13 protein-coding genes, 4 tRNA genes and 6 rRNA genes are annotated in these 24198 nt (G+C 59.0%); 8 read left to right on the forward strand and 15 right to left on the reverse strand.

Annotated features, from left to right (window positions below):
- Positions 1-2 precede the first annotated feature (2 nt).
- Entirely contained in the window at positions 3-908 is a 906-nt protein-coding gene (locus tag LSQ66_RS20065; RefSeq protein ID WP_269449108.1) for an NAD(P)-dependent oxidoreductase, read from the reverse strand.
- A gap of 141 nt (positions 909-1049) precedes the next feature.
- Between LSQ66_RS20065 and LSQ66_RS20070 the strand changes: the two genes are divergently transcribed.
- The gene (locus LSQ66_RS20070) at positions 1050-1595 is read left to right on the forward strand and encodes an acyloxyacyl hydrolase (protein WP_307730230.1); all 546 of its coding nucleotides are present in this window, start codon (positions 1050-1052) and stop codon (positions 1593-1595) included.
- Positions 1596-1675: 80 nt separating this feature from the next.
- Here LSQ66_RS20070 and rrf (LSQ66_RS20075) read toward each other — a convergent pair.
- The 5 genes from rrf (LSQ66_RS20075) to LSQ66_RS20095 form a co-directional block, all read right to left on the reverse strand.
- Positions 1676-1788, reverse strand: a 5S ribosomal RNA gene (gene rrf, locus LSQ66_RS20075).
- Positions 1789-1891: 103 nt separating this feature from the next.
- A 23S ribosomal RNA gene (locus LSQ66_RS20080) occupies positions 1892-4765 on the reverse strand.
- Between the two features lie 169 nt (positions 4766-4934).
- Positions 4935-5010: transfer RNA gene (locus tag LSQ66_RS20085), tRNA-Ala, on the reverse strand.
- 9 nt (positions 5011-5019) lie between these two features.
- Positions 5020-5096, reverse strand: a tRNA-Ile gene (locus LSQ66_RS20090).
- A 63-nt stretch (positions 5097-5159) separates the two neighbouring features.
- Positions 5160-6690, reverse strand: a 16S ribosomal RNA gene (locus LSQ66_RS20095).
- The 16S, 23S and 5S rRNA genes sit together here with 2 tRNA genes alongside, the layout of an rRNA operon.
- A 365-nt stretch (positions 6691-7055) precedes the next feature.
- Between LSQ66_RS20095 and LSQ66_RS20100 the strand changes: the two genes are divergently transcribed.
- A complete protein-coding gene (locus LSQ66_RS20100; protein WP_307730231.1) occupies positions 7056-9155 on the forward strand; it encodes a TonB-dependent receptor family protein in 2100 nt (699 codons plus the stop codon).
- Here the strand turns inward: LSQ66_RS20100 and rtcA are convergent.
- From rtcA to LSQ66_RS20145, 9 genes are all read right to left on the reverse strand, one after another.
- Complete coding sequence (rtcA, locus tag LSQ66_RS20105; protein ID WP_231766950.1) at positions 9133-10161, reverse strand: RNA 3'-terminal phosphate cyclase; 1029 nt, start codon at positions 10159-10161, stop codon at positions 9133-9135. The two genes, LSQ66_RS20100 and rtcA, sit on opposite strands and share 23 nt — an antisense overlap.
- Before the next feature lie 3 nt (positions 10162-10164).
- The gene (locus tag LSQ66_RS20110; RefSeq protein WP_231766951.1) at positions 10165-11400 is read right to left on the reverse strand and encodes an RtcB family protein; all 1236 of its coding nucleotides are present in this window, start codon (positions 11398-11400) and stop codon (positions 10165-10167) included.
- 43 nt (positions 11401-11443) lie between these two features.
- Positions 11444-12034: a Crp/Fnr family transcriptional regulator gene (locus tag LSQ66_RS20115; RefSeq protein ID WP_231766952.1), complete on the reverse strand. Its 591-nt coding sequence runs from the start codon at positions 12032-12034 to the stop codon at positions 11444-11446.
- The gene (locus tag LSQ66_RS20120; RefSeq protein WP_231766953.1) at positions 12024-12506 is read right to left on the reverse strand and encodes an aspartate carbamoyltransferase; all 483 of its coding nucleotides are present in this window, start codon (positions 12504-12506) and stop codon (positions 12024-12026) included. Before LSQ66_RS20120 ends, LSQ66_RS20115 begins: the two co-directional genes overlap by 11 nt.
- Positions 12507-12631: 125 nt before the next feature.
- A 5S ribosomal RNA gene (rrf, locus tag LSQ66_RS20125) occupies positions 12632-12744 on the reverse strand.
- Between the two features lie 103 nt (positions 12745-12847).
- Positions 12848-15721 (reverse strand): 23S ribosomal RNA (locus tag LSQ66_RS20130).
- Positions 15722-15892: 171 nt separating this feature from the next.
- Positions 15893-15968 (reverse strand) — tRNA-Ala (locus LSQ66_RS20135).
- A 9-nt stretch (positions 15969-15977) separates the two neighbouring features.
- Positions 15978-16054, reverse strand: a tRNA-Ile gene (locus LSQ66_RS20140).
- A gap of 63 nt (positions 16055-16117) precedes the next feature.
- A 16S ribosomal RNA gene (locus tag LSQ66_RS20145) occupies positions 16118-17648 on the reverse strand.
- A 320-nt stretch (positions 17649-17968) separates the two neighbouring features.
- Here LSQ66_RS20145 and LSQ66_RS20150 point away from each other — a divergent pair.
- The 6 genes from LSQ66_RS20150 to LSQ66_RS20175 are packed head-to-tail and all read left to right on the forward strand — an operon-like array spanning position 17969 to position 24167.
- Complete coding sequence (locus LSQ66_RS20150) at positions 17969-19432, forward strand: B12-binding domain-containing radical SAM protein (protein ID WP_231766954.1); 1464 nt, start codon at positions 17969-17971, stop codon at positions 19430-19432.
- A 56-nt stretch (positions 19433-19488) separates the two neighbouring features.
- Entirely contained in the window at positions 19489-20616 is a 1128-nt protein-coding gene (locus tag LSQ66_RS20155) for an MlaE family ABC transporter permease (RefSeq protein ID WP_231766955.1), read from the forward strand.
- Positions 20616-21452: an ABC transporter ATP-binding protein gene (locus LSQ66_RS20160; RefSeq protein WP_231766956.1), complete on the forward strand. Its 837-nt coding sequence runs from the start codon at positions 20616-20618 to the stop codon at positions 21450-21452. The genes LSQ66_RS20155 and LSQ66_RS20160 overlap by 1 nt, the downstream gene beginning before the upstream one ends.
- A 10-nt stretch (positions 21453-21462) precedes the next feature.
- Entirely contained in the window at positions 21463-22401 is a 939-nt protein-coding gene (locus LSQ66_RS20165) for an MlaD family protein (protein WP_231766957.1), read from the forward strand.
- 8 nt (positions 22402-22409) lie between these two features.
- Positions 22410-23024, forward strand: a complete 615-nt coding sequence (locus LSQ66_RS20170; RefSeq protein ID WP_231766958.1) for an ABC-type transport auxiliary lipoprotein family protein — start codon at positions 22410-22412, stop codon at positions 23022-23024.
- 3 nt (positions 23025-23027) lie between these two features.
- Positions 23028-24167 carry a VanZ family protein gene (locus tag LSQ66_RS20175; RefSeq protein WP_231766959.1) on the forward strand — a complete coding sequence of 380 codons (1140 nt, stop codon included), beginning with the start codon at positions 23028-23030 and terminating at the stop codon, positions 24165-24167.
- The last annotated feature ends 31 nt before the right edge of the window (positions 24168-24198 follow it).

Below are 24198 nucleotides of genomic sequence, written 5' to 3' on the forward strand. Positions count from 1 at the left end.
GCTTACGGCAACTGGTCCGGCTTGTCGCCTACGCGCTTGCCGGGGTTGAGCTTCTCCAGCGCAAGCAGCGCGGCCGAGTGGTCGGCCATGGGGTGTTCATTGCGGATCGATTCATAGCGTTCGGTGACGAGACTCGTCACCGGCAGCGCGACGCCCGCCGCCGCCGCTGCGGCGAGGATGTTATGCATGTCCTTCAGCTGCGTGGTGACCTGGCCGCCGGGCATGAAGTTCCGGTCCAGCATGCGCTGGCCATGCACTTCCAGCACACGGCTCTCGGCAAAACCGCCGCGTATGGCCTGCCGCACCGCCGCGGCGTCCGCGCCCGCCGACTGCGCCAGGAGCAGCGCTTCCGCGACGATATTGATCGTGCCGCCGACGATCAGCTGATTGCACAGCTTCGCCACCTGTCCGCTGCCAGCGGGGCCGACGCGCGTGACACGCCCCATCGCTTCGAAAATTGGACGGGCGTCCTCGATATCGGTCTCCTCTCCGCCCGCCATGATCGCCAGCGTTCCAGCCTGCGCGCCGCCGACACCGCCCGACACCGGTGCATCCACAAAGCGGCACCCGGCGTGGCCCATGAGGCGCTGTGCAAACTCCTGGGCTTCGGACTGCCTGGTGGAGCTCATGTCGATCCACAAGGCGCCAGGCTTCAGCGCAGGCAGCGCGGCATCGATCACTGCGCCAACGACCGGCCCCGCTTCCAGCATGGAGATGACCACATCCGCATCGCGCACGGCACCCGCCAGCTCCAGTGCCACGGCTGCGCCTGCGGCTTTCAGCGCCTGCGCCTTCGCTGCACTGCGGTTCCAGACGGTGACTGGCACTCCGGCGGAGAGAAGGCGCCGTGCCATGGGGTCTCCCATCAGGCCAATGCCGAGAAAGGCAATCTTCGCGAAGCGTGGCATCCCTTTGTACTCCAGGTTATGAGGTATTGACGGCATTTTAACGTTTTCCTAACCGTCGGCCGAAATTCCGCAAGGCCGCTACAATAGTGGGATTGCCCGAAAGGCATGCAGGATGCACCACAACTTTTTGAGAGAATGCAGATGAAAAAACTGATCGCGGCAATCGCCGCAGTACTGGCGGCCAATGCCGCATTCGCGGCCGATGGCCTGGTGGACGGCGTGTACGGCGAGTTCGGTTCGGCTTCCAAGGTGCGCATGGTGCGCGCCGGCGCCACCAAGGACTGGAAGCCAAGCTGGAGCTGGTTCGATTCGAACGGCACCCACCTGACGGGCTACTGGGACGCCAGCATCGGCGCCTGGGAAGGCCGCCAGTACAAGAACGTACCGGGCGACAAGCAGCACATCGTGGATATCGGGTTCACGCCGGTGTTCCGCTTCGAGAACACGAGCAAGCTGGGCTTCTACGCCGAGATCGGCATCGGCGCCCACCTGCTCTCGCACACCTATAACAACAACGACGACGGCCTCTCCACAGCCTTCCAGTTCGGCGATCACATTGGCATCGGCTACGTGTTCAACAAGAACTGGGAGGTCGCGCTGAAGATGCAGCACTTCTCGAACGGCAGCATCAAGAAGCCGAACAGCGGCGTCGACTACGGCGTGCTGAAGCTGGCCTACCGCTTCTAAACATCAACCCCGCGTAGGCGGGGATTCAGCAATGAAAAAAGCCCGTTGAGCATCAGCTCAACGGGCTTTTTGGTATAACAGCCTGACGATAACCTACTTTCACACTGGTTGCAGCACTATCATCGGCGCAGAGTCGTTTCACGGTCCTGTTCGGGATGGGAAGGGGTGGGACCGACTTGCTATGGTCATCAGGCATGACTTGTACGGCCGCAGCGATGTCGCTGCAGCCTGAATCTGGAAGAAGTAGAGGGTAGTGTTCTCAAACACTGGTAAATGCGCATAACCGTCAAGGTTATAGGGACAAGCCGTACGGGCAATTAGTATCAGTTAGCTTAATGCATTACTGCACTTCCACACCTGACCTATCAACGTCCTGGTCTCGAACGACCCTTCAAGGAGCTCAAGGCTCCGGGAAATCTCATCTTAAGGCAAGTTTCCCGCTTAGATGCTTTCAGCGGTTATCTCTTCCGAACTTAGCTACCCGGCAATGCCACTGGCGTGACAACCGGTACACCAGAGGTTCGTCCACTCCGGTCCTCTCGTACTAGGAGCAGCCCCCTTCAAATTTCCAACGCCCACGGCAGATAGGGACCAAACTGTCTCACGACGTTTTAAACCCAGCTCACGTACCACTTTAAATGGCGAACAGCCATACCCTTGGGACCGGCTACAGCCCCAGGATGTGATGAGCCGACATCGAGGTGCCAAACTCCCCCGTCGATATGAACTCTTGGGAGGAATCAGCCTGTTATCCCCAGAGTACCTTTTATCCGTTGAGCGATGGCCCTTCCATACAGAACCACCGGATCACTATGTCCTACTTTCGTACCTGCTCGACTTGTCGGTCTCGCAGTTAAGCACGCTTATGCCATTGCACTATTAGCACGATGTCCGACCGTACCTAGCGTACCTTCGAACTCCTCCGTTACACTTTAGGAGGAGACCGCCCCAGTCAAACTGCCTACCATGCACTGTCCCCGACCCGGATCACGGGCCAAGGTTAGAACCTCAAACAAACCAGGGTGGTATTTCAAGGTTGGCTCCACGAGAACTGGCGTCCCCGCTTCAAAGCCTCCCACCTATCCTACACAGATTGGTTCAAAGTCCAATGCAAAGCTACAGTAAAGGTTCATGGGGTCTTTCCGTCTAGCCGCGGGTAGATTGCATCATCACAAACACTTCAACTTCGCTGAGTCTCGGGAGGAGACAGTGTGGCCATCGTTACGCCATTCGTGCAGGTCGGAACTTACCCGACAAGGAATTTCGCTACCTTAGGACCGTTATAGTTACGGCCGCCGTTTACTGGGACTTCAATCAAGAGCTTGCACCCCATCATTTAATCTTCCAGCACCGGGCAGGCGTCACACCCTATACGTCCACTTTCGTGTTTGCAGAGTGCTGTGTTTTTATTAAACAGTCGCAGCCACCAGTTTATTGCAACCTTTTCGCCCTTCCACAGTAAAGTGGTCAAGCTACCGAGGCGTACCTTTTCCCGAAGTTACGGTACCAATTTGCCGAGTTCCTTCTCCCGAGTTCTCTCAAGCGCCTTAGAATACTCATCTCGCCCACCTGTGTCGGTTTGCGGTACGGTCTCGTATGACTGAAGCTTAGAGGCTTTTCTTGGAACCACTTCCGATTGCTTCGCGAGACAAGCTCGCTCGTCCCAGTCCCTTGAATTCCGCGCCCGGATTTGCCTAAGCGCCTTCTATGAACCAGAAACTGCCTATTCCAACAGGCAGACAACCTTCCGCGATCCGTCCCCCCATCGCATCATACGACGGTGCAGGAATATTAACCTGCTTCCCATCAGCTACGCATCTCTGCCTCGCCTTAGGGGCCGACTCACCCTGCTCCGATGAACGTTGAACAGGAAACCTTGGGCTTACGGCGTGCGGGCTTTTCACCCGCATTATCGCTACTCATGTCAGCATTCGCACTTCTGATACCTCCAGCATCCTTTACAAGACACCTTCGCAGGCTTACAGAACGCTCTCCTACCATATGCTTGCGCATATCCGCAGCTTCGGTGACTGGCTTAGCCCCGTTACATCTTCCGCGCAGGACGACTCGATCAGTGAGCTATTACGCTTTCTTTAAATGATGGCTGCTTCTAAGCCAACATCCTGACTGTTTTAGCCTTCCCACTTCGTTTTCCACTTAGCCAATCTTTGGGACCTTAGCTGGCGGTCTGGGTTGTTTCCCTCTTGACGCCGGACGTTAGCACCCGACGTCTGTCTCCCAAGCTCGCACTCACCGGTATTCGGAGTTTGCAATGGTTTGGTAAGTCGCGATGACCCCCTAGCCATAACAGTGCTCTACCCCCGGTGGTGATACTTGAGGCACTACCTAAATAGTTTTCGGAGAGAACCAGCTATTTCCAAGTTTGTTTAGCCTTTCACCCCTACCCACAGCTCATCCCCTAATTTTTCAACATTAGTGGGTTCGGTCCTCCAGTGCGTGTTACCGCACCTTCAACCTGGCCATGGGTAGATCACTTGGTTTCGGGTCTACACCCAGCGACTGGCGCCCTGTTCGGACTCGATTTCTCTACGGCTCCCCTATCTGGTTAACCTCGCCACTGAATGTAAGTCGCTGACCCATTATACAAAAGGTACGCCGTCACCCCACGAAGAGGCTCCGACTGTTTGTATGCACACGGTTTCAGGATCTATTTCACTCCCCTCCCGGGGTTCTTTTCGCCTTTCCCTCACGGTACTGGTTCACTATCGGTCGATTACGAGTATTTAGCCTTGGAGGATGGTCCCCCCATCTTCAGACAGGATTTCTCGTGTCCCGCCCTACTTGTCGTACGCTTAGTACCACCGTTCTGATTTCGTGTACGGGGCTATCACCCGCTATGGCGCCTATTTCCAGAGGCTTCCACTATCAGCTCGACTATCACGTACAGGCTCTTCCCATTTCGCTCGCCACTACTTTGGGAATCTCGGTTGATTTCTTTTCCTGCAGCTACTTAGATGTTTCAGTTCGCCGCGTTCGCTTCACACACCTATGTATTCAGTGTGAGATGACCTAAAAGGCCGGGTTTCCCCATTCGGAAATCTTCGGATCAAAGCTTGTTTGTCAGCTCCCCGAAGCTTATCGCAGACTTCTACGTCCTTCATCGCCTGTAATCGCCAAGGCATCCGCCATGTGCACTTATTCACTTGTCCCTATAACCTTGACGGCTATAGTTCAAGCATTTACTACTGTGTTTGATGAGTTTTACTACTACCCTAAGTACACACATTGCTGTGTGCGCTTAATAAAACTTTACTTCTTCCAGATTGTTAAAGAACGAGTACTACTTTTATCTAAGGTTCGGACCTTACATAAAAGCAGTGGTGGAGGATGACGGGATCGAACCGACGACCCCCTGCTTGCAAAGCAGGTGCTCTCCCAGCTGAGCTAATCCCCCGCGTGTACTTGGTGGGTCTGGTTGGGCTCGAACCAACGACCCCCGCGTTATCAACACGGTGCTCTAACCAGCTGAGCTACAGACCCGCGCTCGTTTCTTCTTCTACTAACAGCCGATAAGTGTGAACGTTTGAGTCCGTGCGACTCTAGAAAGGAGGTGATCCAGCCGCACCTTCCGATACGGCTACCTTGTTACGACTTCACCCCAGTCACGAATCCTACCGTGGTAAGCGCCCCCCTTACGGTTAAGCTACCTACTTCTGGTAAAACCCGCTCCCATGGTGTGACGGGCGGTGTGTACAAGACCCGGGAACGTATTCACCGCGACATGCTGATCCGCGATTACTAGCGATTCCAACTTCATGCAGTCGAGTTGCAGACTACAATCCGGACTACGATACACTTTCTGGGATTTGCTCCCCCTCGCGGGTTGGCGGCCCTCTGTATGTACCATTGTATGACGTGTGAAGCCCTACCCATAAGGGCCATGAGGACTTGACGTCATCCCCACCTTCCTCCGGTTTGTCACCGGCAGTCTCATTAGAGTGCCCTTTCGTAGCAACTAATGACAAGGGTTGCGCTCGTTGCGGGACTTAACCCAACATCTCACGACACGAGCTGACGACAGCCATGCAGCACCTGTGTGCAGGTTCTCTTTCGAGCACCCCCGGATCTCTCCAGGGTTCCTGCCATGTCAAGGGTAGGTAAGGTTTTTCGCGTTGCATCGAATTAATCCACATCATCCACCGCTTGTGCGGGTCCCCGTCAATTCCTTTGAGTTTTAATCTTGCGACCGTACTCCCCAGGCGGTCTACTTCACGCGTTAGCTGCGTTACCAAGTCAATTAAGACCCGACAACTAGTAGACATCGTTTAGGGCGTGGACTACCAGGGTATCTAATCCTGTTTGCTCCCCACGCTTTCGTGCATGAGCGTCAATCTTAGCCCAGGGGGCTGCCTTCGCCATCGGTGTTCCTCCACATCTCTACGCATTTCACTGCTACACGTGGAATTCTACCCCCCTCTGCCAGATTCCAGCCTTGCAGTCTCCATTGCCATTCCCAGGTTAAGCCCGGGGATTTCACAACAGACTTACAAAACCGCCTGCGCACGCTTTACGCCCAGTAATTCCGATTAACGCTTGCACCCTACGTATTACCGCGGCTGCTGGCACGTAGTTAGCCGGTGCTTATTCTTCAGGTACCGTCATTAGCCCCAGATATTAGCTAGGACCGTTTCTTCCCTGACAAAAGAGCTTTACAACCCGAAGGCCTTCTTCACTCACGCGGCATTGCTGGATCAGGGTTGCCCCCATTGTCCAAAATTCCCCACTGCTGCCTCCCGTAGGAGTCTGGGCCGTGTCTCAGTCCCAGTGTGGCTGGTCGTCCTCTCAGACCAGCTACTGATCGTCGCCTTGGTGAGCCTTTACCTCACCAACTAGCTAATCAGATATCGGCCGCTCCAGGAGCACGAGGCCCGAAGGTCCCCCGCTTTCATCCTTGGATCGTATGCGGTATTAGCGTAACTTTCGCTACGTTATCCCCCACTCTTGGGTACGTTCCGATACATTACTCACCCGTTCGCCACTCGCCGCCAGGCCGAAGCCCGCGCTGCCGTTCGACTTGCATGTGTAAAGCATGCCGCCAGCGTTCAATCTGAGCCAGGATCAAACTCTTCAGTTCAATCTCTGTTTTCCAGTGTTTCCACTGGGGTCATTCACTCAAAATACTGACATATTTCTTGTGAACGTTTGAATCTATTATTTGAGCATCGAAGCCTAAGCTCCGTGCACTTCTTCAAACGCCCACACTTATCGACTGTTAATTTTTAAAGATCCTGCTGTTCCGATGAAGCGTTTTGTTCATCAGCAGAGAGGCGAGATTATGAAGCGTTTCGCGTACTCCGTCAACCCCTCTCATCCGCTTTGCTGCTAGTGCAGCGCGGCAGGGACAGAACTATAGCAAACGGAATGCGCGTCCGCAAGGTCTGCGACGCAACTTTGCTCGGGCCTGTATAGTGGATGCCAAATTATCTATGGGAAAAATTCGTGCAGCATTGCCTTAAAACCCTTGCCGCGCTGTGCGCGGCGGCGGCTGGCGCCGCCCAGGCGCAGCAGGACCTGGCAGGTGTCGTGGTCGTCACCGCCAACCGCAACGAACACGCCAGCATCAATGTCCCCGCCGCGATCGACGTGATCGGCGCCGCGCGTATCCGCGAAGGGCAGATGCGGGTCAACGCCTCCGAATCGCTGGCCGCCGTGCCCGGCCTGGTGGTGCAGAACCGCCAGAACTACGCCCAGGACCTGCAGATTTCCTCGCGCGGCTTCGGCGCCCGTTCCGCTTTCGGCGTGCGGGGCGTGCGCCTGATCGCCGACGGCATTCCCGCCACCATGCCCGATGGGCAGGGCCAGGCCGCAACCTTCAATCTGGACCGCGCGCAACGGATCGAAGTCCTGCGCGGGCCCTTCTCGGCGCTTTACGGCAATCACGCGGGCGGCGTGGTGCAGCTGTTCACGGAAGAAGGCAAGGCGCCCGCCTCGGTCGAGGTGTCGGCGATGGGCGGCAGCGACGGCATGCGCAAGACCGATGTCAGCGCCCAGGGCCGCGAGGGACGCTTCGGCTATGTGCTCGACGCCTCGCGCTTCGAAACCGACGGCTATCGCGAACACAGCGCGGCCCGGCGCGAGCAGCAGTACGCGAAGCTGAGCTTCGAGCCTTCAACGCATAGCAAGGTGACCCTTGTGGCGAGCGGACTGCGGCAGAAGAATACGCAGGACCCGCTGGGCGTGCAGTGGGCGACTTTCCTGCACGATCCCCGTGCTGGCGAGATCGATCCCGCGGATACCGCATCTCCCAAGCGCAGCTTCGCGGAGCGCTACAACACGCGCAAGAGCATCGACCATCAACAGATCGGAGCGACATACGACCTGCACTTCGGCGAAAACCGCCTGCGCGTACTGGCCTACGGCGGTAACCGCGAAGTGATCCAGTACCAGTCGTTCTCGCGCGCATTCCAGGCTCCGCCTTCGCACTCGGGCGGCGTCGTGGACTTCGACCGCGAATTCCATGGCGCAGGTATCAGCTGGCTGGATGTGCACCGCTTTGCCGATGGCGTGCTGCGCACCACCGTGGGCGCCGACTTCGACCGCTCAAGCGACGACCGCACCGGATACGAGAACTTCGTCGGCACGCAACTGGGCGTACGCGGGGCGCTGCGCCGCGACGAGCGCGATGTGGTGTCGAATGCCGATCCCTACGTGCAGACGGAATGGCAAAGCGGCGCCTGGCAGCTGACCGCTGGCCTGCGCCACAGCCGCGTGAAAGTGGAGGTGGACGACCACTTCCTCGGCAACGGCAACGACAGCGGCGGAATGACCTTTGTGCGCAGGACGCCCGTCGCCGGGGTTACCTACAAGGCCGCGCCGACCCTGAACATCTACGCCAGCGCCGCACGCGGCTTCGAAACGCCAACGCTGAATGAGCTGTTCTACTCGGGAGCAGGTACAGGCTTCAATTTCGGCCTGCGCCCCGCGCGCAGTACGCATGTGGAGCTGGGAGCAAAAATGCAGCTCGCCCCGCATACCCGCATCGATTTCGCTGCCTTCGAAGTGCGCACACGCGACGAGCTCGTGGTGGACGTGTCGAGCGGAGGGCGTACCAGCTACCGCAATGCCAGCAAGACGCTGCGACAGGGCTTTGAGCTCTCCGCCGATTCCAGCTGGAGCTACGGCTTCAGCTCCCGCCTTGCGCTGACTACGCTGCGCGCAGTCTACGACCAGGCTTTCGGCAACGTGCGCGAGGGGAACCGGCTCCCCGGCGTCCCGCGTGGTACGGCGTACGCCGAACTGGCATGGAAGGATTCGGAAGGCCGATTCGGCGCCGCGCTCGAAGCGCTGGCCAATGCGAAGGTCTATGTCGAGGACGGCAACAGCGAGAAGCCCGCACCGGGCTATGGGGTAGTGAATTTCCGCGTGAACGCCGCACAGGGCATGGGCGGCTGGACCATCCGCGAGTTCGCCCGGCTGAACAACCTGCTGGACAAAACTTACGTTGGCTCGGTGATTGTGGGCGATGCGAGCAAGCGCTATTACGAAGCCGCACCCGGCCGCAACTGGCAGGCGGGCGTCACTGCGCAGTATTCGTTCTGACGGTGCAGGTGCTGAACTTCTCGCCCTGCTCGAAGGTAATCGAGACCGGCAGGAAGTGCGCGATCACCTCGGCATTCGTGATGGCGTGCTGCGATACGTGGTCGAGGGTGTAGCGCCCACCGCCAGCCAGCGCCATCGGCAGCATGAGCTGGTCGCCCAGGTGCTCCCCCACCGCAGCGCCCGAAGCGAGGTAACGCTGCGCTTCGAGCAGCGCATTTCCGGCAATCGCTTCGGCGCGCGCCGATTTCTCGCCGACGCCTGAGAATACCTCCGTCGCGTTCTCGCCCTCCAAGGTGATGAGGACGGCGTTGCCCGGCCCCTGGGTGTGTTCCAGCGCGTGCGCATGCAGCTGGGATGCGGGCCAGCCCAGCCCCTCGCCGATACAGGCCAGCTCGCGCTGCGCGACCGACAAGGGCAGCCGCGCCACGAATGCTTCCGAATACGCCTTGCACATGGCGCCCGGTTCCATCAATTCGATCTGGCGCAGGCGCGTGCAGGGCCACACCGCGGCGCAGACTTCACCTCCGCCGGCGGGATAGAAGCCGAAGCGCTCGATCTCGATGTCCACGTTCGCGCCCATCTGCTCGATCACCCTGCGGTAGGCGCGCTGAAGGAACTGCGCGGGCGGGGCCTTGGGGTTATGCGTGCCACCGCTGACGGTGACGACCGAGGGCACATCCGCATACAGCAAGGCGGGTATCAGCGTTTGAAGAACAAGCGTGGAGCTGCCCGCAGTGCCTATGGAGAATTCGTACACGCCGCCCTTGACGCAGTGGGGCGTGAACTCCAGCGTGGTCGAGCCGACTTCGGCGTCCGAGACCTGGGCCGCGCAGACCGTGGCGGCGGCGCGCAAAGCGGCCAGGTGCTGGCGCATCAAGCCGCGCTTGGGACGGTTGGCGCGGATATTGATGATTCTGAACGGCCGCCCGGTAATCATCGACAGCGTCAGCGATGAGCGCAGAATCTGGCCGCCACCTTCCCCCGTCGATCCATCGAGCTCGATCATCGTTCAGCCTTTTACGCAAACGACCTGCTTGAGCGTGTGCACCACCTCCACGAGGTCGCGCTGCGCTTCCATCACCTTGTCGATATCCTTGTAGGCCATCGGGATCTCGTCGATCACGGCGGCATCCTTGCGGCATTCGACGCCTTGCGTGGCGCGGACCTGGTCTTCCAGCGAGAAGCGGCGCTTGGCCTCGTTGCGGCTCATGGTGCGGCCGGCGCCATGGCTGCAGCTCTGGAAGCTCTCTTCATTGCCCTTGCCGCGCACGATGTAGCTCTTCGCGCCCATCGAGCCAGGAATGATGCCCAGTTCTCCCTTGCGCGCCGATACAGCGCCCTTGCGCGTCACCAGCACCTCCCTGCCGAAGTGCGTTTCCTTCTGCACGTAGTTGTGGTGGCAGTTCACGGCTTCGACATGCGTTTCAAAAGGCTTCCTGATCACGGTGCGCACGGCGGCGATCAGGTTCTGCATCATCACCTCGCGGTTGATGCGCGCGAACTTCTGCGCCCAGCCCACCGCCTGCACGTAGTCGTCGTAGTGCTGGGTGCCTTCCTTGAGATAAGCCAGGTCCTGGTCGGGCAGGTTCGCGATGTGCGTGCGCATGTCCTGCTTGGCCTGCTCGATGAAGTGGGAGCCGATGGCGTTGCCCACACCGCGCGAACCCGAGTGGAGCATGAACCACACGGCGCCTTCCTCGTCGAGGCATACCTCGATGAAGTGGTTGCCCGTTCCGAGCGTGCCGAGATGCTTGTAGTTGTTGGTGTGGCGGAGCTTGGGCGTTTTGAGGCAGATCTCGTCGAATTCGTTCTTCAGCGTCATCCACGCGGCATCGACAGCGGAAGGAGGGTTCTCCCAGGAGCCCGCGTCGCGGCCCTTGAAGCTGCGGGTCTTCGGCGAGAGCCCGTGCGGGATCGCCTTCTCGATGGCGCTGCGCAGGGGACCAAGGTTGTCCGGCAGGTCATTGGCGGTGAGCGTGGTTTTCGCAGCCATCATGCCGCAGCCGATATCGACACCCACCGCCGCGGGAATGACGGCGCCCAGCGTTGGAATCACGCTGCCGATGGTGGAGCCCTTGCCCAGGTGCACGTCCGGCATGACCGCAATGTGCTTGTAGATGAAGGGCATCTTCGCCGTGCTCGCCAGCTGTGCCTTCGCCTCCTGCTCGACAGGTACGCCACGCGTCCACATTTTCACGGGACTGCCGCCAGGCACGTCCAGTGTCTCGAAATCCTCAGTCTTCATGGCTGGCATTATCTGCCAACTCGCAGAAGGCCCGCGCACACGATCAGAGAAACCGGATGGTGCGCCCCTCGCGTTCGATCACGCCTGCCTTCGCGAGATTGGCGAGGCAGCGGTAATAGACCTCGTGTGCGAGCCCAAGCTCGCTCGCGACATGCAGCAAAGGATGTGCAAAGGTCAGCGCCGACGCACCCGCCGGCAGCGACAGGCGCAGGTGCTGCAAGGTACGCTCCTGGGCGCTGCGGATATTGCGCAGTTCGGCGAGCGTACGCGCCCGGTGCAGCTGGCGCGTTACGCGCTCGAGGAATAGCAAGGAAAGGCTGGCGTCCGCCGCCATGCGCTGCAGGAGGACGGCCTTGCTGAGCACCCGCAGTCCGCATGCGCCGTGCGTTACGGCGTTGCAGTGATAGCGTTCCGTGAACAAGGCTCCCTCGGCGAAGAATTCGCCGGGGCCGGCGGTGTGCAGTGTGATGAGCTGCCCATCCTCGAGGTGGCGCAGGAGGCGTACGTGGCCACTCTCCAGAAAGTAGACCTGCTGCGCGGGGGCTCCTTGCAGGAATACCGAGGCGCCGTCCGGCAGCGACAGGTGGCTTGCCGCCACCGATTCAAGCAGCGCGGCCGGCGTCTCAGTGCCCATGGTGCGCGTGCCCGGAAGTGGCATCGCTTCCGTGATCGCTCAACTGCGCGTCGAACCACGCGTGGAGCGCTGCCTGCAAGGCTGCGTCCTTTGTCGAGTACGTGATCTGGGCGCCATTGGCCAGCGGCGCATACTTTATCGATACCGCGCCTGGAGGAGCTGCCTTCAGCCTGGCCAGGCCAGGCATCCCATCGCCATGCAGTGCCGATGGGCCCGAAAAGTCTCCTGCCGAGAAAGCGGCGGCGATGTGCCTGAGATGTACCTGCACAAGGTCGCGCTGGTTCGTCTCCGACAGGTTCTTTACGAGGACCTTCTGCACGCCGCCATCCGGCGTTTTCGTGAACACGTGCGTGGTGGCGTGCAGGGAAAAAGGCATCACCAGGGGCCCGCGAGCGCGAACTTCCTGTTCGCGCGTCTGGGCCAGGGCGCCGTGCGCAGCAAGCGCACCGATAAGCAGGGCAATGAGTTTCATGACTTTCCTTCGAGTGATAGAGCAGCGAACTCTAACGCTCGGCAGCGAGGAAAAATATGACTGAAATCATAGCCCCAAAAAGAAAAAGCCCGCTAGATCTTCTAGCGGGCTTTCTCGGTATAACAGCCTGACGATAACCTACTTTCACACTGGTTGCAGCACTATCATCGGCGCAGAGTCGTTTCACGGTCCTGTTCGGGATGGGAAGGGGTGGGACCGACTTGCTATGGTCATCAGGCATGACTTGTACGGCTGCAGCGATGTCGCTGCAGCCTGAATCTGGAAGAAGTAGAGGGTAGTGTTCTCAAACACTGGTAAATGCGCATAACCGTCAAGGTTATAGGGACAAGCCGTACGGGCAATTAGTATCAGTTAGCTTAATGCATTACTGCACTTCCACACCTGACCTATCAACGTCCTGGTCTCGAACGACCCTTCAAGGAGCTCAAGGCTCCGGGAAATCTCATCTTAAGGCAAGTTTCCCGCTTAGATGCTTTCAGCGGTTATCTCTTCCGAACTTAGCTACCCGGCAATGCCACTGGCGTGACAACCGGTACACCAGAGGTTCGTCCACTCCGGTCCTCTCGTACTAGGAGCAGCCCCCTTCAAATTTCCAACGCCCACGGCAGATAGGGACCAAACTGTCTCACGACGTTTTAAACCCAGCTCACGTACCACTTTAAATGGCGAACAGCCATACCCTTGGGACCGGCTACAGCCCCAGGATGTGATGAGCCGACATCGAGGTGCCAAACTCCCCCGTCGATATGAACTCTTGGGAGGAATCAGCCTGTTATCCCCAGAGTACCTTTTATCCGTTGAGCGATGGCCCTTCCATACAGAACCACCGGATCACTATGTCCTACTTTCGTACCTGCTCGACTTGTCGGTCTCGCAGTTAAGCACGCTTATGCCATTGCACTATTAGCACGATGTCCGACCGTACCTAGCGTACCTTCGAACTCCTCCGTTACACTTTAGGAGGAGACCGCCCCAGTCAAACTGCCTACCATGCACTGTCCCCGACCCGGATCACGGGCCAAGGTTAGAACCTCAAACAAACCAGGGTGGTATTTCAAGGTTGGCTCCACGAGAACTGGCGTCCCCGCTTCAAAGCCTCCCACCTATCCTACACAGATTGGTTCAAAGTCCAATGCAAAGCTACAGTAAAGGTTCATGGGGTCTTTCCGTCTAGCCGCGGGTAGATTGCATCATCACAAACACTTCAACTTCGCTGAGTCTCGGGAGGAGACAGTGTGGCCATCGTTACGCCATTCGTGCAGGTCGGAACTTACCCGACAAGGAATTTCGCTACCTTAGGACCGTTATAGTTACGGCCGCCGTTTACTGGGACTTCAATCAAGAGCTTGCACCCCATCATTTAATCTTCCAGCACCGGGCAGGCGTCACACCCTATACGTCCACTTTCGTGTTTGCAGAGTGCTGTGTTTTTATTAAACAGTCGCAGCCACCAGTTTATTGCAACCTTTTCGCCCTTCCACAGTAAAGTGGTCAAGCTACCGAGGCGTACCTTTTCCCGAAGTTACGGTACCAATTTGCCGAGTTCCTTCTCCCGAGTTCTCTCAAGCGCCTTAGAATACTCATCTCGCCCACCTGTGTCGGTTTGCGGTACGGTCTCGTATGACTGAAGCTTAGAGGCTTTTCTTGGAACCACTTCCGATTGCTTCGCGAGACAAGCTCGCTCGTCCCAGTCCCTTGAATTACGCGCCCGGATTTGCCTAAGCGCCTTCTATGAACCAGAAACTGACTATTCCAACAGTCAGACAACCTTCCGCGATCCGTCCCCCCATCGCATCATACGACGGTGCAGGAATATTAACCTGCTTCCCATCAGCTACGCATCTCTGCCTCGCCTTAGGGGCCGACTCACCCTGCTCCGATGAACGTTGAACAGGAAACCTTGGGCTTACGGCGTGCGGGCTTTTCACCCGCATTATCGCTACTCATGTCAGCATTCGCACTTCTGATACCTCCAGCATCCTTTACAAGACACCTTCGCAGGCTTACAGAACGCTCTCCTACCATATCCTTACGGATATCCGCAGCTTCGGTGACTGGCTTAGCCCCGTTACATCTTCCGCGCAGGACGACTCGATCAGTGAGCTATTACGCTTTCTTTAAATGATGGCTGCTTCTAAGCCAACATCCTGACTGTTTTAGCCTTCCCACTTCGTTTTCCACTTAGCCAATCTTTGGGACCTTAGCTGGCGGTCTGGGTTGTTTCCCTCTTGACGCCGGACGTTAGCACCCGACGTCTGTCTCCCAAGCTCGCACTCACCGGTATTCGGAGTTTGCAATGGTTTGGTAAGTCGCGATGACCCCCTAGCCATAACAGTGCTCTACCCCCGGTGGTGATACTTGAGGCACTACCTAAATAGTTTTCGGAGAGAACCAGCTATTTCCAAGTTTGTTTAGCCTTTCACCCCTACCCACAGCTCATCCCCTAATTTTTCAACATTAGTGGGTTCGGTCCTCCAGTGCGTGTTACCGCACCTTCAACCTGGCCATGGGTAGATCACTTGGTTTCGGGTCTACACCCAGCGACTGGCGCCCTGTTCGGACTCGATTTCTCTACGGCTCCCCTATCTGGTTAACCTCGCCACTGAATGTAAGTCGCTGACCCATTATACAAAAGGTACGCCGTCACCCCACGAAGAGGCTCCGACTGTTTGTATGCACACGGTTTCAGGATCTATTTCACTCCCCTCCCGGGGTTCTTTTCGCCTTTCCCTCACGGTACTGGTTCACTATCGGTCGATTACGAGTATTTAGCCTTGGAGGATGGTCCCCCCATCTTCAGACAGGATTTCTCGTGTCCCGCCCTACTTGTCGTACGCTTAGTACCACCGTTCTGATTTCGTGTACGGGGCTATCACCCGCTATGGCCCACATTTCCAGGTGGTTCCACTATCAGCTCGACTATCACGTACAGGCTCTTCCCATTTCGCTCGCCACTACTTTGGGAATCTCGGTTGATTTCTTTTCCTGCAGCTACTTAGATGTTTCAGTTCGCCGCGTTCGCTTCGTTAGCCTATGTATTCAGCTAACGATGACCTAAAAGGCCGGGTTTCCCCATTCGGAAATCTTCGGATCAATGCTTGTTTGTCAGCTCCCCGAAGCTTATCGCAGACTTCTACGTCCTTCATCGCCTGTAATCGCCAAGGCATCCGCCATGTGCACTTATTCACTTGTCCCTATAACCTTGACGGCTATCGGTATCAAGCATTTACTACTGTGTTTGATGAGTTTTACTACTACCCTAAGTAAGTATCTTTCGATACTCGCTTAATAAAACTTTACTTCTTCCAGATTGTTAAAGAACGAGAACTACACTTACCAAAAACACTGGTTTTTCGTAAATGCAGTGGTGGAGGATGACGGGATCGAACCGACGACCCCCTGCTTGCAAAGCAGGTGCTCTCCCAGCTGAGCTAATCCCCCGTATGTACTTGGTGGGTCTGGTTGGGCTCGAACCAACGACCCCCGCGTTATCAACACGGTGCTCTAACCAGCTGAGCTACAGACCCGCGCTCGTTTCTTCTTCTACTAACAGCCGATAAGTGTGAACGTTTGAGTCCGTGCGACTCTAGAAAGGAGGTGATCCAGCCGCACCTTCCGATACGGCTACCTTGTTACGACTTCACCCCAGTCACGAATCCTACCGTGGTAAGCGCCCCCCTTGCGGTTAAGCTACCTACTTCTGGTAAAACCCGCTCCCATGGTGTGACGGGCGGTGTGTACAAGACCCGGGAACGTATTCACCGCGACATGCTGATCCGCGATTACTAGCGATTCCAACTTCATGCAGTCGAGTTGCAGACTACAATCCGGACTACGATACACTTTCTGGGATTTGCTCCCCCTCGCGGGTTGGCGGCCCTCTGTATGTACCATTGTATGACGTGTGAAGCCCTACCCATAAGGGCCATGAGGACTTGACGTCATCCCCACCTTCCTCCGGTTTGTCACCGGCAGTCTCATTAGAGTGCCCTTTCGTAGCAACTAATGACAAGGGTTGCGCTCGTTGCGGGACTTAACCCAACATCTCACGACACGAGCTGACGACAGCCATGCAGCACCTGTGTGCAGGTTCTCTTTCGAGCACCCCCGGATCTCTCCAGGGTTCCTGCCATGTCAAGGGTAGGTAAGGTTTTTCGCGTTGCATCGAATTAATCCACATCATCCACCGCTTGTGCGGGTCCCCGTCAATTCCTTTGAGTTTTAATCTTGCGACCGTACTCCCCAGGCGGTCTACTTCACGCGTTAGCTGCGTTACCAAGTCAATTAAGACCCGACAACTAGTAGACATCGTTTAGGGCGTGGACTACCAGGGTATCTAATCCTGTTTGCTCCCCACGCTTTCGTGCATGAGCGTCAATCTTAGCCCAGGGGGCTGCCTTCGCCATCGGTGTTCCTCCACATCTCTACGCATTTCACTGCTACACGTGGAATTCTACCCCCCTCTGCCAGATTCCAGCCTTGCAGTCTCCATTGCCATTCCCAGGTTAAGCCCGGGGATTTCACAACAGACTTACAAAACCGCCTGCGCACGCTTTACGCCCAGTAATTCCGATTAACGCTTGCACCCTACGTATTACCGCGGCTGCTGGCACGTAGTTAGCCGGTGCTTATTCTTCAGGTACCGTCATTAGCCGTGGATATTAGCCACAGCCGTTTCTTCCCTGACAAAAGAGCTTTACAACCCGAAGGCCTTCTTCACTCACGCGGCATTGCTGGATCAGGGTTGCCCCCATTGTCCAAAATTCCCCACTGCTGCCTCCCGTAGGAGTCTGGGCCGTGTCTCAGTCCCAGTGTGGCTGGTCGTCCTCTCAGACCAGCTACTGATCGTCGCCTTGGTGAGCCTTTACCTCACCAACTAGCTAATCAGATATCGGCCGCTCCAGGAGCACGAGGCCCGAAGGTCCCCCGCTTTCATCCTTGGATCGTATGCGGTATTAGCGTAACTTTCGCTACGTTATCCCCCACTCTTGGGTACGTTCCGATACATTACTCACCCGTTCGCCACTCGCCGCCAGGCCGAAGCCCGCGCTGCCGTTCGACTTGCATGTGTAAAGCATGCCGCCAGCGTTCAATCTGAGCCAGGATCAAACTCTTCAGTTCAATCTCTGTTTTCCAATGTTTCCATTGGGGTCATTCACTCAAAATACTGACATATTTCTTGTGAACGTTTGAATCTATTATTTGAGCATCGGAGCCTAAGCTCCGTGCACTTCTTCAAACGCCCACACTTATCGACTGTTAATTTTTAAAGATCCTGCTGTTCCGATGAAGCGTTTTGTTCATCAGCAGAGAGGCGAGATTATCCGCTGTTTCATCCAGCTCGTCAACCCCTCTTCGTTCGCTTCGCTGCGTGTGCTGCGTTGCGAGGGACAGAACTATAGCGAACCGGTGGCCGCAGCGCAAGGGTAAAATGTGAATTTATGACGATCCTGCTCTCGACGCTCAACGCCCGCTACACCCATGCATCCCTGGGCCTGCGCTACCTGCTGGCCAATATGGGGGAGCTGGCGCCCCAGACACGCATCCAGGAATTCGTGATCGGGGCGAAGACGACGGAGCTGGTGGAACGCATCCTGGCGCACCAGCCGCGCATCGTGGGATTCGGCGTCTATATCTGGAACGTTGAGGAAACGGCCCGCCTGGTGGCCACTCTCAAGCGCGTGGCGCCGCAGCTGGTGATCGTGCTGGGCGGACCGGAGGTCTCCCACGAGACCGGCGAGCAGGAGATCGTGCGGCTGGCGGACTATGTGGTGACCGGCTGGGGCGACGTGACCTTCTCCAAGCTGTGCGGCGAAATCCTGAACGGCCCCAAACCCCTGATGAAGGTACACGCAGGCGTGCAGCCGCCCATGGCGGACATTGCCATGCCCTATTCCCTCTACTCGGATGAGGACATCGCCCACCGCACCCTGTATGTGGAGGCATCGCGCGGCTGCCCCTTCAAGTGCGAGTTCTGCCTGTCGGCGCTGGACAAGACGGCGTGGCCATTCAATATCGATACCTTCCTGGCCGAGATGGAGTCGCTGCATGCGCGCGGCGCACGCCTGTTCAAGTTCGTGGACCGCACCTTCAACCTGAACATCAAGACCAGTTTGAAGATCATGCAGTTCTTCCTCGATAAGCTGGCGGCGAATCCGGACGATCCGGTCTACGCCCACTTCGAGCTGGTGCCTGACCACCTGCCGGATGCGCTGAAGGAAGGCATCGCCAAGTTCCCGCCGGGGACCTTGCAGTTCGAGATCGGCATCCAGAGCTTCAACCCGGCGGTGCAGGGCCACATCAGCCGCAAGCAGGACAACCAGAAGGCGGCCGACAATATCCGCTGGCTGTGCGAGCACTCCAATGTGCACATGCACGTGGACCTGATCGCAGGCCTGCCCGGAGAAACCGTGGAGAGCTTCGCCGAGGGCTTCGACAAGCTGTGGGCCCTCGGCCCGCACGAGATCCAGTTCGGCATCCTGAAGCGCCTGCGCGGCACGCCGATCATCCGCCATACCGAGGAATTCGGCATGGTGTACGACCCGCACCCGCCGTACACCATTCTCGCCAACCGCGATATTGGCTTCCCCACCATGCAGCGCCTGGTGCGTTTCGCGCGCTACTGGGACCTGGTGGCAAACTCCGGCCGCTTCACGCACACCACGCCCGTGCTCCTGGGCGACCGTCCCTTCCACCGCTTCATGGCGCTCTCGGACTGGCTGTATGCGAACACGGATGCGACGCACCGCATTGCGCTCGACCGGCTGGCAGCCCTGATCGGCCGCTATCTGGAGGAACAGGGCGAAGATGCCGAAGCATTGCTTGCGCTGGACGGCCATGGCGTCCGCAAGAAGGCCGCGGCCACCGCACTGCCGCAGCGCCAGGCGCGCCACCTTGCCGCCTGAGCACTGTTGGGGGCGATCCTGTAGCGAAGAGAACAATTCTCACTTACACTGGCGACATGCCTATTGCAGAAGAGCCAACCTTGACAATCAGTTCCGGCGAAACGCCGGAATCGACCGTGACCGCCAAAGGCACCTGGCAGGTTCACGCACTGGCTCATCGCAAAACCATCAAGGCCATTTCTTCCACGCTGAACCGGCTGCACGGCAAGCAGGTGCACTGGGACCTGAGCGCCATCGACAGCCTCGATCACATGGGCGCCCAGCTGCTCTGGCAAGCCTGGGACTACAAGCGCCCCGCTTCGCTCAAGCTGGCGGACGGCCAGAACGAATTCTTCAATCGCCTGGAAGCGACGGGCAAGCTGGAACTCCCGCGCACCCGCGCCGCACACATGGGGTGGATCACCACGCTGGGCGCTGGCGTGTTGCACTTCGTGGAGCACATGCAGGGCTTTATCAGCCTGATCGGGCAGGTCACGCAGGACATGTGGCGCTTCCTGAAGAACCCTATCCGCGGACCGTGGCGGGAGATCTCCGCGAACATCTTCCACGCGGGCTTCCAGGCCCTCGGCATCACCGCGCTCGTGGGATTCCTGATCGGCGTGGTGCTTTCCTATCTCTCCGCGCAGCAGCTGCGCAACTTCGGCGGCGACATCTATCTCGTGAACCTGCTGGGCATGAGCATCATCCGCGAACTGGGGCCGCTGCTGGCGGCCATCCTGGTCGCGGGCCGCTCGGGGTCGTCGATCACGGCGCAGCTGGGCGTGATGCGCGTGACCGAGGAACTGGATGCGATGCTCGTGATGGGCATCTCGCACGGTTTCCGCCTGATCCTGCCGAAAGTGGTCGCGCTTGCGATCTCCATGCCGCTGCTCGTGATCTGGACCGACGCCATGGCCCTGATCGGAGGCATGGCTGCGGCCAAGGTGGAGCTGAATCTCTCCGCGCGCTACTTCATCCAGAAGCTGCCGGATGCGGTGCCGCTGGCGAACTACATGATCGGCCTGGGCAAGGGCGGCGTGTTCGGCATGCTGATCGCGCTCGTGTCCTGCCATTTCGGCCTGCGCATCCAGCCCAATACGGAGAGCCTGGGGCGCGGCACGACGACTTCGGTGGTGACTGCCATTACGGTGGTGATCCTGGCCGATGCGGTGTTCGCCATCGTCTTCAACGGGGTGGGCTACTAATGAGCGACGAGACCCAGTCCAAGGAGGAATGCGGCTGCCCCGATACGCCGGGCGAGCTGACACTGGACGGCAGCGTGCCGGTGGTGGAGATCACGAATCTCCAGACGAAGTTCGGCCGCACCGTCGTCCACAACGAGCTGAATCTCAAGATCGAGCAGGGCGAGATCATGTCCATCGTGGGCGGCTCGGGCACGGGCAAGACGGTACTGCTGCGGCAGATGCTCGGACTGGAGCGCCCGACGAAGGGCTGCGTGCGCGTGTTCGGCGAGGACATCACGCAGGCCAAGGCGGACCAGCTGCAGCTGCTGCGCAACCACTGGGGCATGCTGTTCCAGCAGGGCGCGCTGTATTCCGCGCTGACGGTATTCGAGAATATCGCCCAGCCGATGCGCGAGTTGCGCGTGCTGCCGCACGATCTGATCCGCGATGCTGTGCTATTAAAGATGAACATGGTGGGCCTGGGTCCCGAGCACGCGAACAAGATGCCTTCCGACCTCTCGGGCGGCATGATCAAGCGCGTGGCGCTGGCGCGGGCGCTGGCCCTGGAGCCGAAGCTGCTGTTCCTGGACGAACCGACGGCGGGCCTGGACCCGGACCGGTCCGAAAGCTTCGTTTCGCTGATCAAGTCCCTGCACCGGGAGCTGGGGCTGACGGTGGTGATGGTGACGCACGACCTGGATACGCTGTTCGCGCTGTCCACGCGCATCGCCGTGCTGGCCGAGAAACACGTGATTGCGGTGGGACCGACGCGTGAGGTGATCCGCGTGGACCATCCGTTCATCAAGGAGTTCTTCCTGGGCGACCGCGGCAAGCGCGCACTGGAAGCCCTCGAATAAAGGAGCAGGTATGGAGAATCGATCACACGCATTCATGACGGGCATCTTCACGATATCGCTGCTGGTGGCGGCGGTGTTCTTCGGCATCTGGTTCAACCGCGACCGCGTGCAGTATGACCCCTACCTGATTGCGACCACCCTCGCCGTACCGGGCCTGAATCCGCAGGCGGCAGTGCGCTACCGCGGGCTGGAAGTGGGCAAGGTGGACGAGATCGACTTCGATCCGAAGGCGGCAGGCCAGATCCTCGTCCACCTGAGCATCGATCCCGCCACGCCCATTACCCGCACCACCTTCGCCACCCTCGGCTACCAGGGCGTGACCGGCATCGCCTATATCCAGCTGGACGACGAATCCGTCGGCTCGCCTGCCCTGGGCACCAGCAAGAAGAATCCAAGCCGCATTCCGCTGCGCCCCGGCCTGTTCGACCAGCTGGAGAAGCGCGGCAAGGCGATCCTGGAGCAGGCGGAGAACGTCACAGGAAAACTGAATACCCTGCTCAGCCCCGAGAACCAGAAGACCATGCTCTCCGCTTTCTCGGACGTGAGCGAAACCGCGCGCGAATACCGCGAGCTCCCCAAGCAGCTGGGTCCAACCCTCGACAAGCTGCCCGCGCTGGCGGAACAGACCGACCGCGCCGTGCGCTCCGTAAACGAACTGGCCGACAGCGCAACCCAGCTTTCGCGTTCGCTGCAGGGCCCGGACGGCGCCGTCACACGCATCACGGCGGCAGTGGACCGCGCGGCCACATCCGTGGAAGCCGTCACTTCCGGCGTGGAGCTCGAAGCCCTGCCAAGCATTACCGGACTGACCGACGAAACCAAATCCTCGATGCGCGCCGTACGCCGCACGATGAACACCCTGAACGAACGCCCGCAAAGCATTCTGTTCGGCGCACCGCAGGTTGCGCCGGGACCGGGCGAACCTGGCTTCACTGCACCGGCCAAATAAGGACTGCCATGACGACACTGATGCTCCGTTCCCTGTCCCTCCTTGCCTGCGCAGCGCTGTTTGCAGGCTGCGCCGCCACGAAAGGCCCGGCATCGACCACCTTCGATTTCGGCCCCCTCACGGCGCCCGCCGCCGCGGCCGCGCCGGCGAACTATCCCGTGATCGTGGTGTCCGACGTCACCGGACCGGCCGTGCTGGACACCCAGCGCATGTACTACCGCCTGATGTATGCGGACGCCCAGCAATCGCGCCCCTATGCCTACAACCAGTGGGCCGCCAACCCCATGCAGCTGCTCACCCAGCGCCTGAAGGCGCGCATGGCGCAGGCAGGCGTGAAGGTGCTGAATACCACGGACGCCAGTGGCGGCACGCCGCTGCTGCGCCTGGAAGCTGACGAGTTCTCGCAAAATTTCGATAGCCAGACGGCGAGCAGCGCCAGCATCACCTTGCGCGCTTCGATCTTCAAGGCGCACAAGCTGATCGACCAGCGCACCTTCTCGCGCCACACGCCCGCGCCGAGCGCTGACGCGCCGGGCGGAGCGCGCGCACTGGCCGCCACCGCCGACGCCATCGCGGCCGACCTGCTGGCCTGGCTGGCCACCCTGCCCGCGCAGCCGCAGTAAACGATGGAGCAGCCAGTACCCGCCAGCGCCGCGCCGCCGCGCAAAGGGTCGCCCGTTGCGCGCGCCGCGCTGCTGGCCTATCTGCTGCTGATAGTCTACGCAAGCTGGTATCCCTTCTCGGGCTGGCATAGCCAAGGTCTCTCGCCGCTTATCTTCCTCGAACACACGTCCATGCCGCGCTACTGGACGCTGTTCGATGCAGTGATCAATGTGATCGGCTATATCCCCTTCGGCATGCTGCTGGCGTATGCCATGCATCCACGCGTGCGCGGCATCTGGGCTTTCCTGCTCGTGGCCATTACGGGCGCGCTGACCTCGGGCCTGATGGAGGCGGTGCAGACCTATCTTCCAAGCCGCGTATCGTCCAACCTCGATTTCTATACCAACGCCATCGGCTGCGCCATCGGCGGCCTGGCCGGGGTGCTGAGCGCACGCAAGCTGCTCGACACCAGCCATCTCTACCGCCTGCGCCAGCGCTGGTTCGCCCAGCACGCCAGCCAGGGCCTCGTGCTGCTGGCCCTGTGGCCGCTGGCCCAGATCTATCCGCAATCCTTCCTGTTCGGGCTGGGCGAACTCCTGCCCATCCTGTCCGAATGGCTGAGCAGCCTACTGGAAATGGACATCGACCTCGCCTCCTATGTGCGGCCGGACATGGAACTGACAGTGGAGCAGTACTGGCTGTCCGAAACCATTGTGACGGCCTGCGGCATGGTAGGCGCGGCCCTGACCCTGCTGTGCCTGATGCGCCATCCTGCCCCGCGCGCCCTGCTGGTGATGTGCCTGATCGGCGCGGCCGTGGTCACCCGCTCGCTGGCAACGGCGCTTCTGTTCTCCCCGGAGAACGCCTTCACCTGGATTACACCCGGCGCCCAGGGCGGCTTCCTCATCGGCGCTATCATGCTCGCAGGCCTGGCCTTCGCGCCGCAGAAGGCGCAGCGGCGGCTGGCGGCTGCCACCATCCTGCTCAGCCTGCTTATCGTGAACACGACGCCGGTCAATCCCTATTTCAGCGCGACGCTGCAATCATGGGTGCAGGGCAAGTTCCTGAACTTCAACGGCGCGGCCCAGTTCCTGTCCGTCACCTGGCCCTTCGTGGCGCTCTGGTTCCTGTGGCTGCCCTCCCATAAACTCAATAAGGGCTGATCACGGGTATCATTACGCCTTGCACTGAGTT

The sequence above is a fragment of the Massilia endophytica genome (assembly GCF_021165955.1).
Lineage (GTDB): Bacteria > Pseudomonadota > Gammaproteobacteria > Burkholderiales > Burkholderiaceae_D > Rugamonas > Rugamonas endophytica.

Excerpts from the sequence above, each read along its gene's own strand:
- LSQ66_RS20120 (WP_231766953.1), bottom strand. The coding sequence starts at position 12,506 with ATGAAACTCATTGCCCTGCTTATCGGTGCGCTTGCTGCGCACGGCGCC.
- rtcA (WP_231766950.1), bottom strand. The coding sequence starts at position 10,161 with ATGATCGAGCTCGATGGATCGACGGGGGAAGGTGGCGGCCAGATTCTG.
- LSQ66_RS20155 (WP_231766955.1), top strand. The coding sequence starts at position 19,489 with ATGCCTATTGCAGAAGAGCCAACCTTGACAATCAGTTCCGGCGAAACG.
- LSQ66_RS20115 (WP_231766952.1), bottom strand. The coding sequence starts at position 12,034 with ATGGGCACTGAGACGCCGGCCGCGCTGCTTGAATCGGTGGCGGCAAGC.
- LSQ66_RS20070 (WP_307730230.1), top strand. The coding sequence starts at position 1,050 with ATGAAAAAACTGATCGCGGCAATCGCCGCAGTACTGGCGGCCAATGCC.
- LSQ66_RS20110 (WP_231766951.1), bottom strand. The coding sequence starts at position 11,400 with ATGAAGACTGAGGATTTCGAGACACTGGACGTGCCTGGCGGCAGTCCC.
- LSQ66_RS20160 (WP_231766956.1), top strand. The coding sequence starts at position 20,616 with ATGAGCGACGAGACCCAGTCCAAGGAGGAATGCGGCTGCCCCGATACG.
- LSQ66_RS20175 (WP_231766959.1), top strand. The coding sequence starts at position 23,028 with ATGGAGCAGCCAGTACCCGCCAGCGCCGCGCCGCCGCGCAAAGGGTCG.
- LSQ66_RS20165 (WP_231766957.1), top strand. The coding sequence starts at position 21,463 with ATGGAGAATCGATCACACGCATTCATGACGGGCATCTTCACGATATCG.
- LSQ66_RS20150 (WP_231766954.1), top strand. The coding sequence starts at position 17,969 with ATGACGATCCTGCTCTCGACGCTCAACGCCCGCTACACCCATGCATCC.
- LSQ66_RS20170 (WP_231766958.1), top strand. The coding sequence starts at position 22,410 with ATGACGACACTGATGCTCCGTTCCCTGTCCCTCCTTGCCTGCGCAGCG.
- LSQ66_RS20065 (WP_269449108.1), bottom strand. The coding sequence starts at position 908 with ATGCCACGCTTCGCGAAGATTGCCTTTCTCGGCATTGGCCTGATGGGA.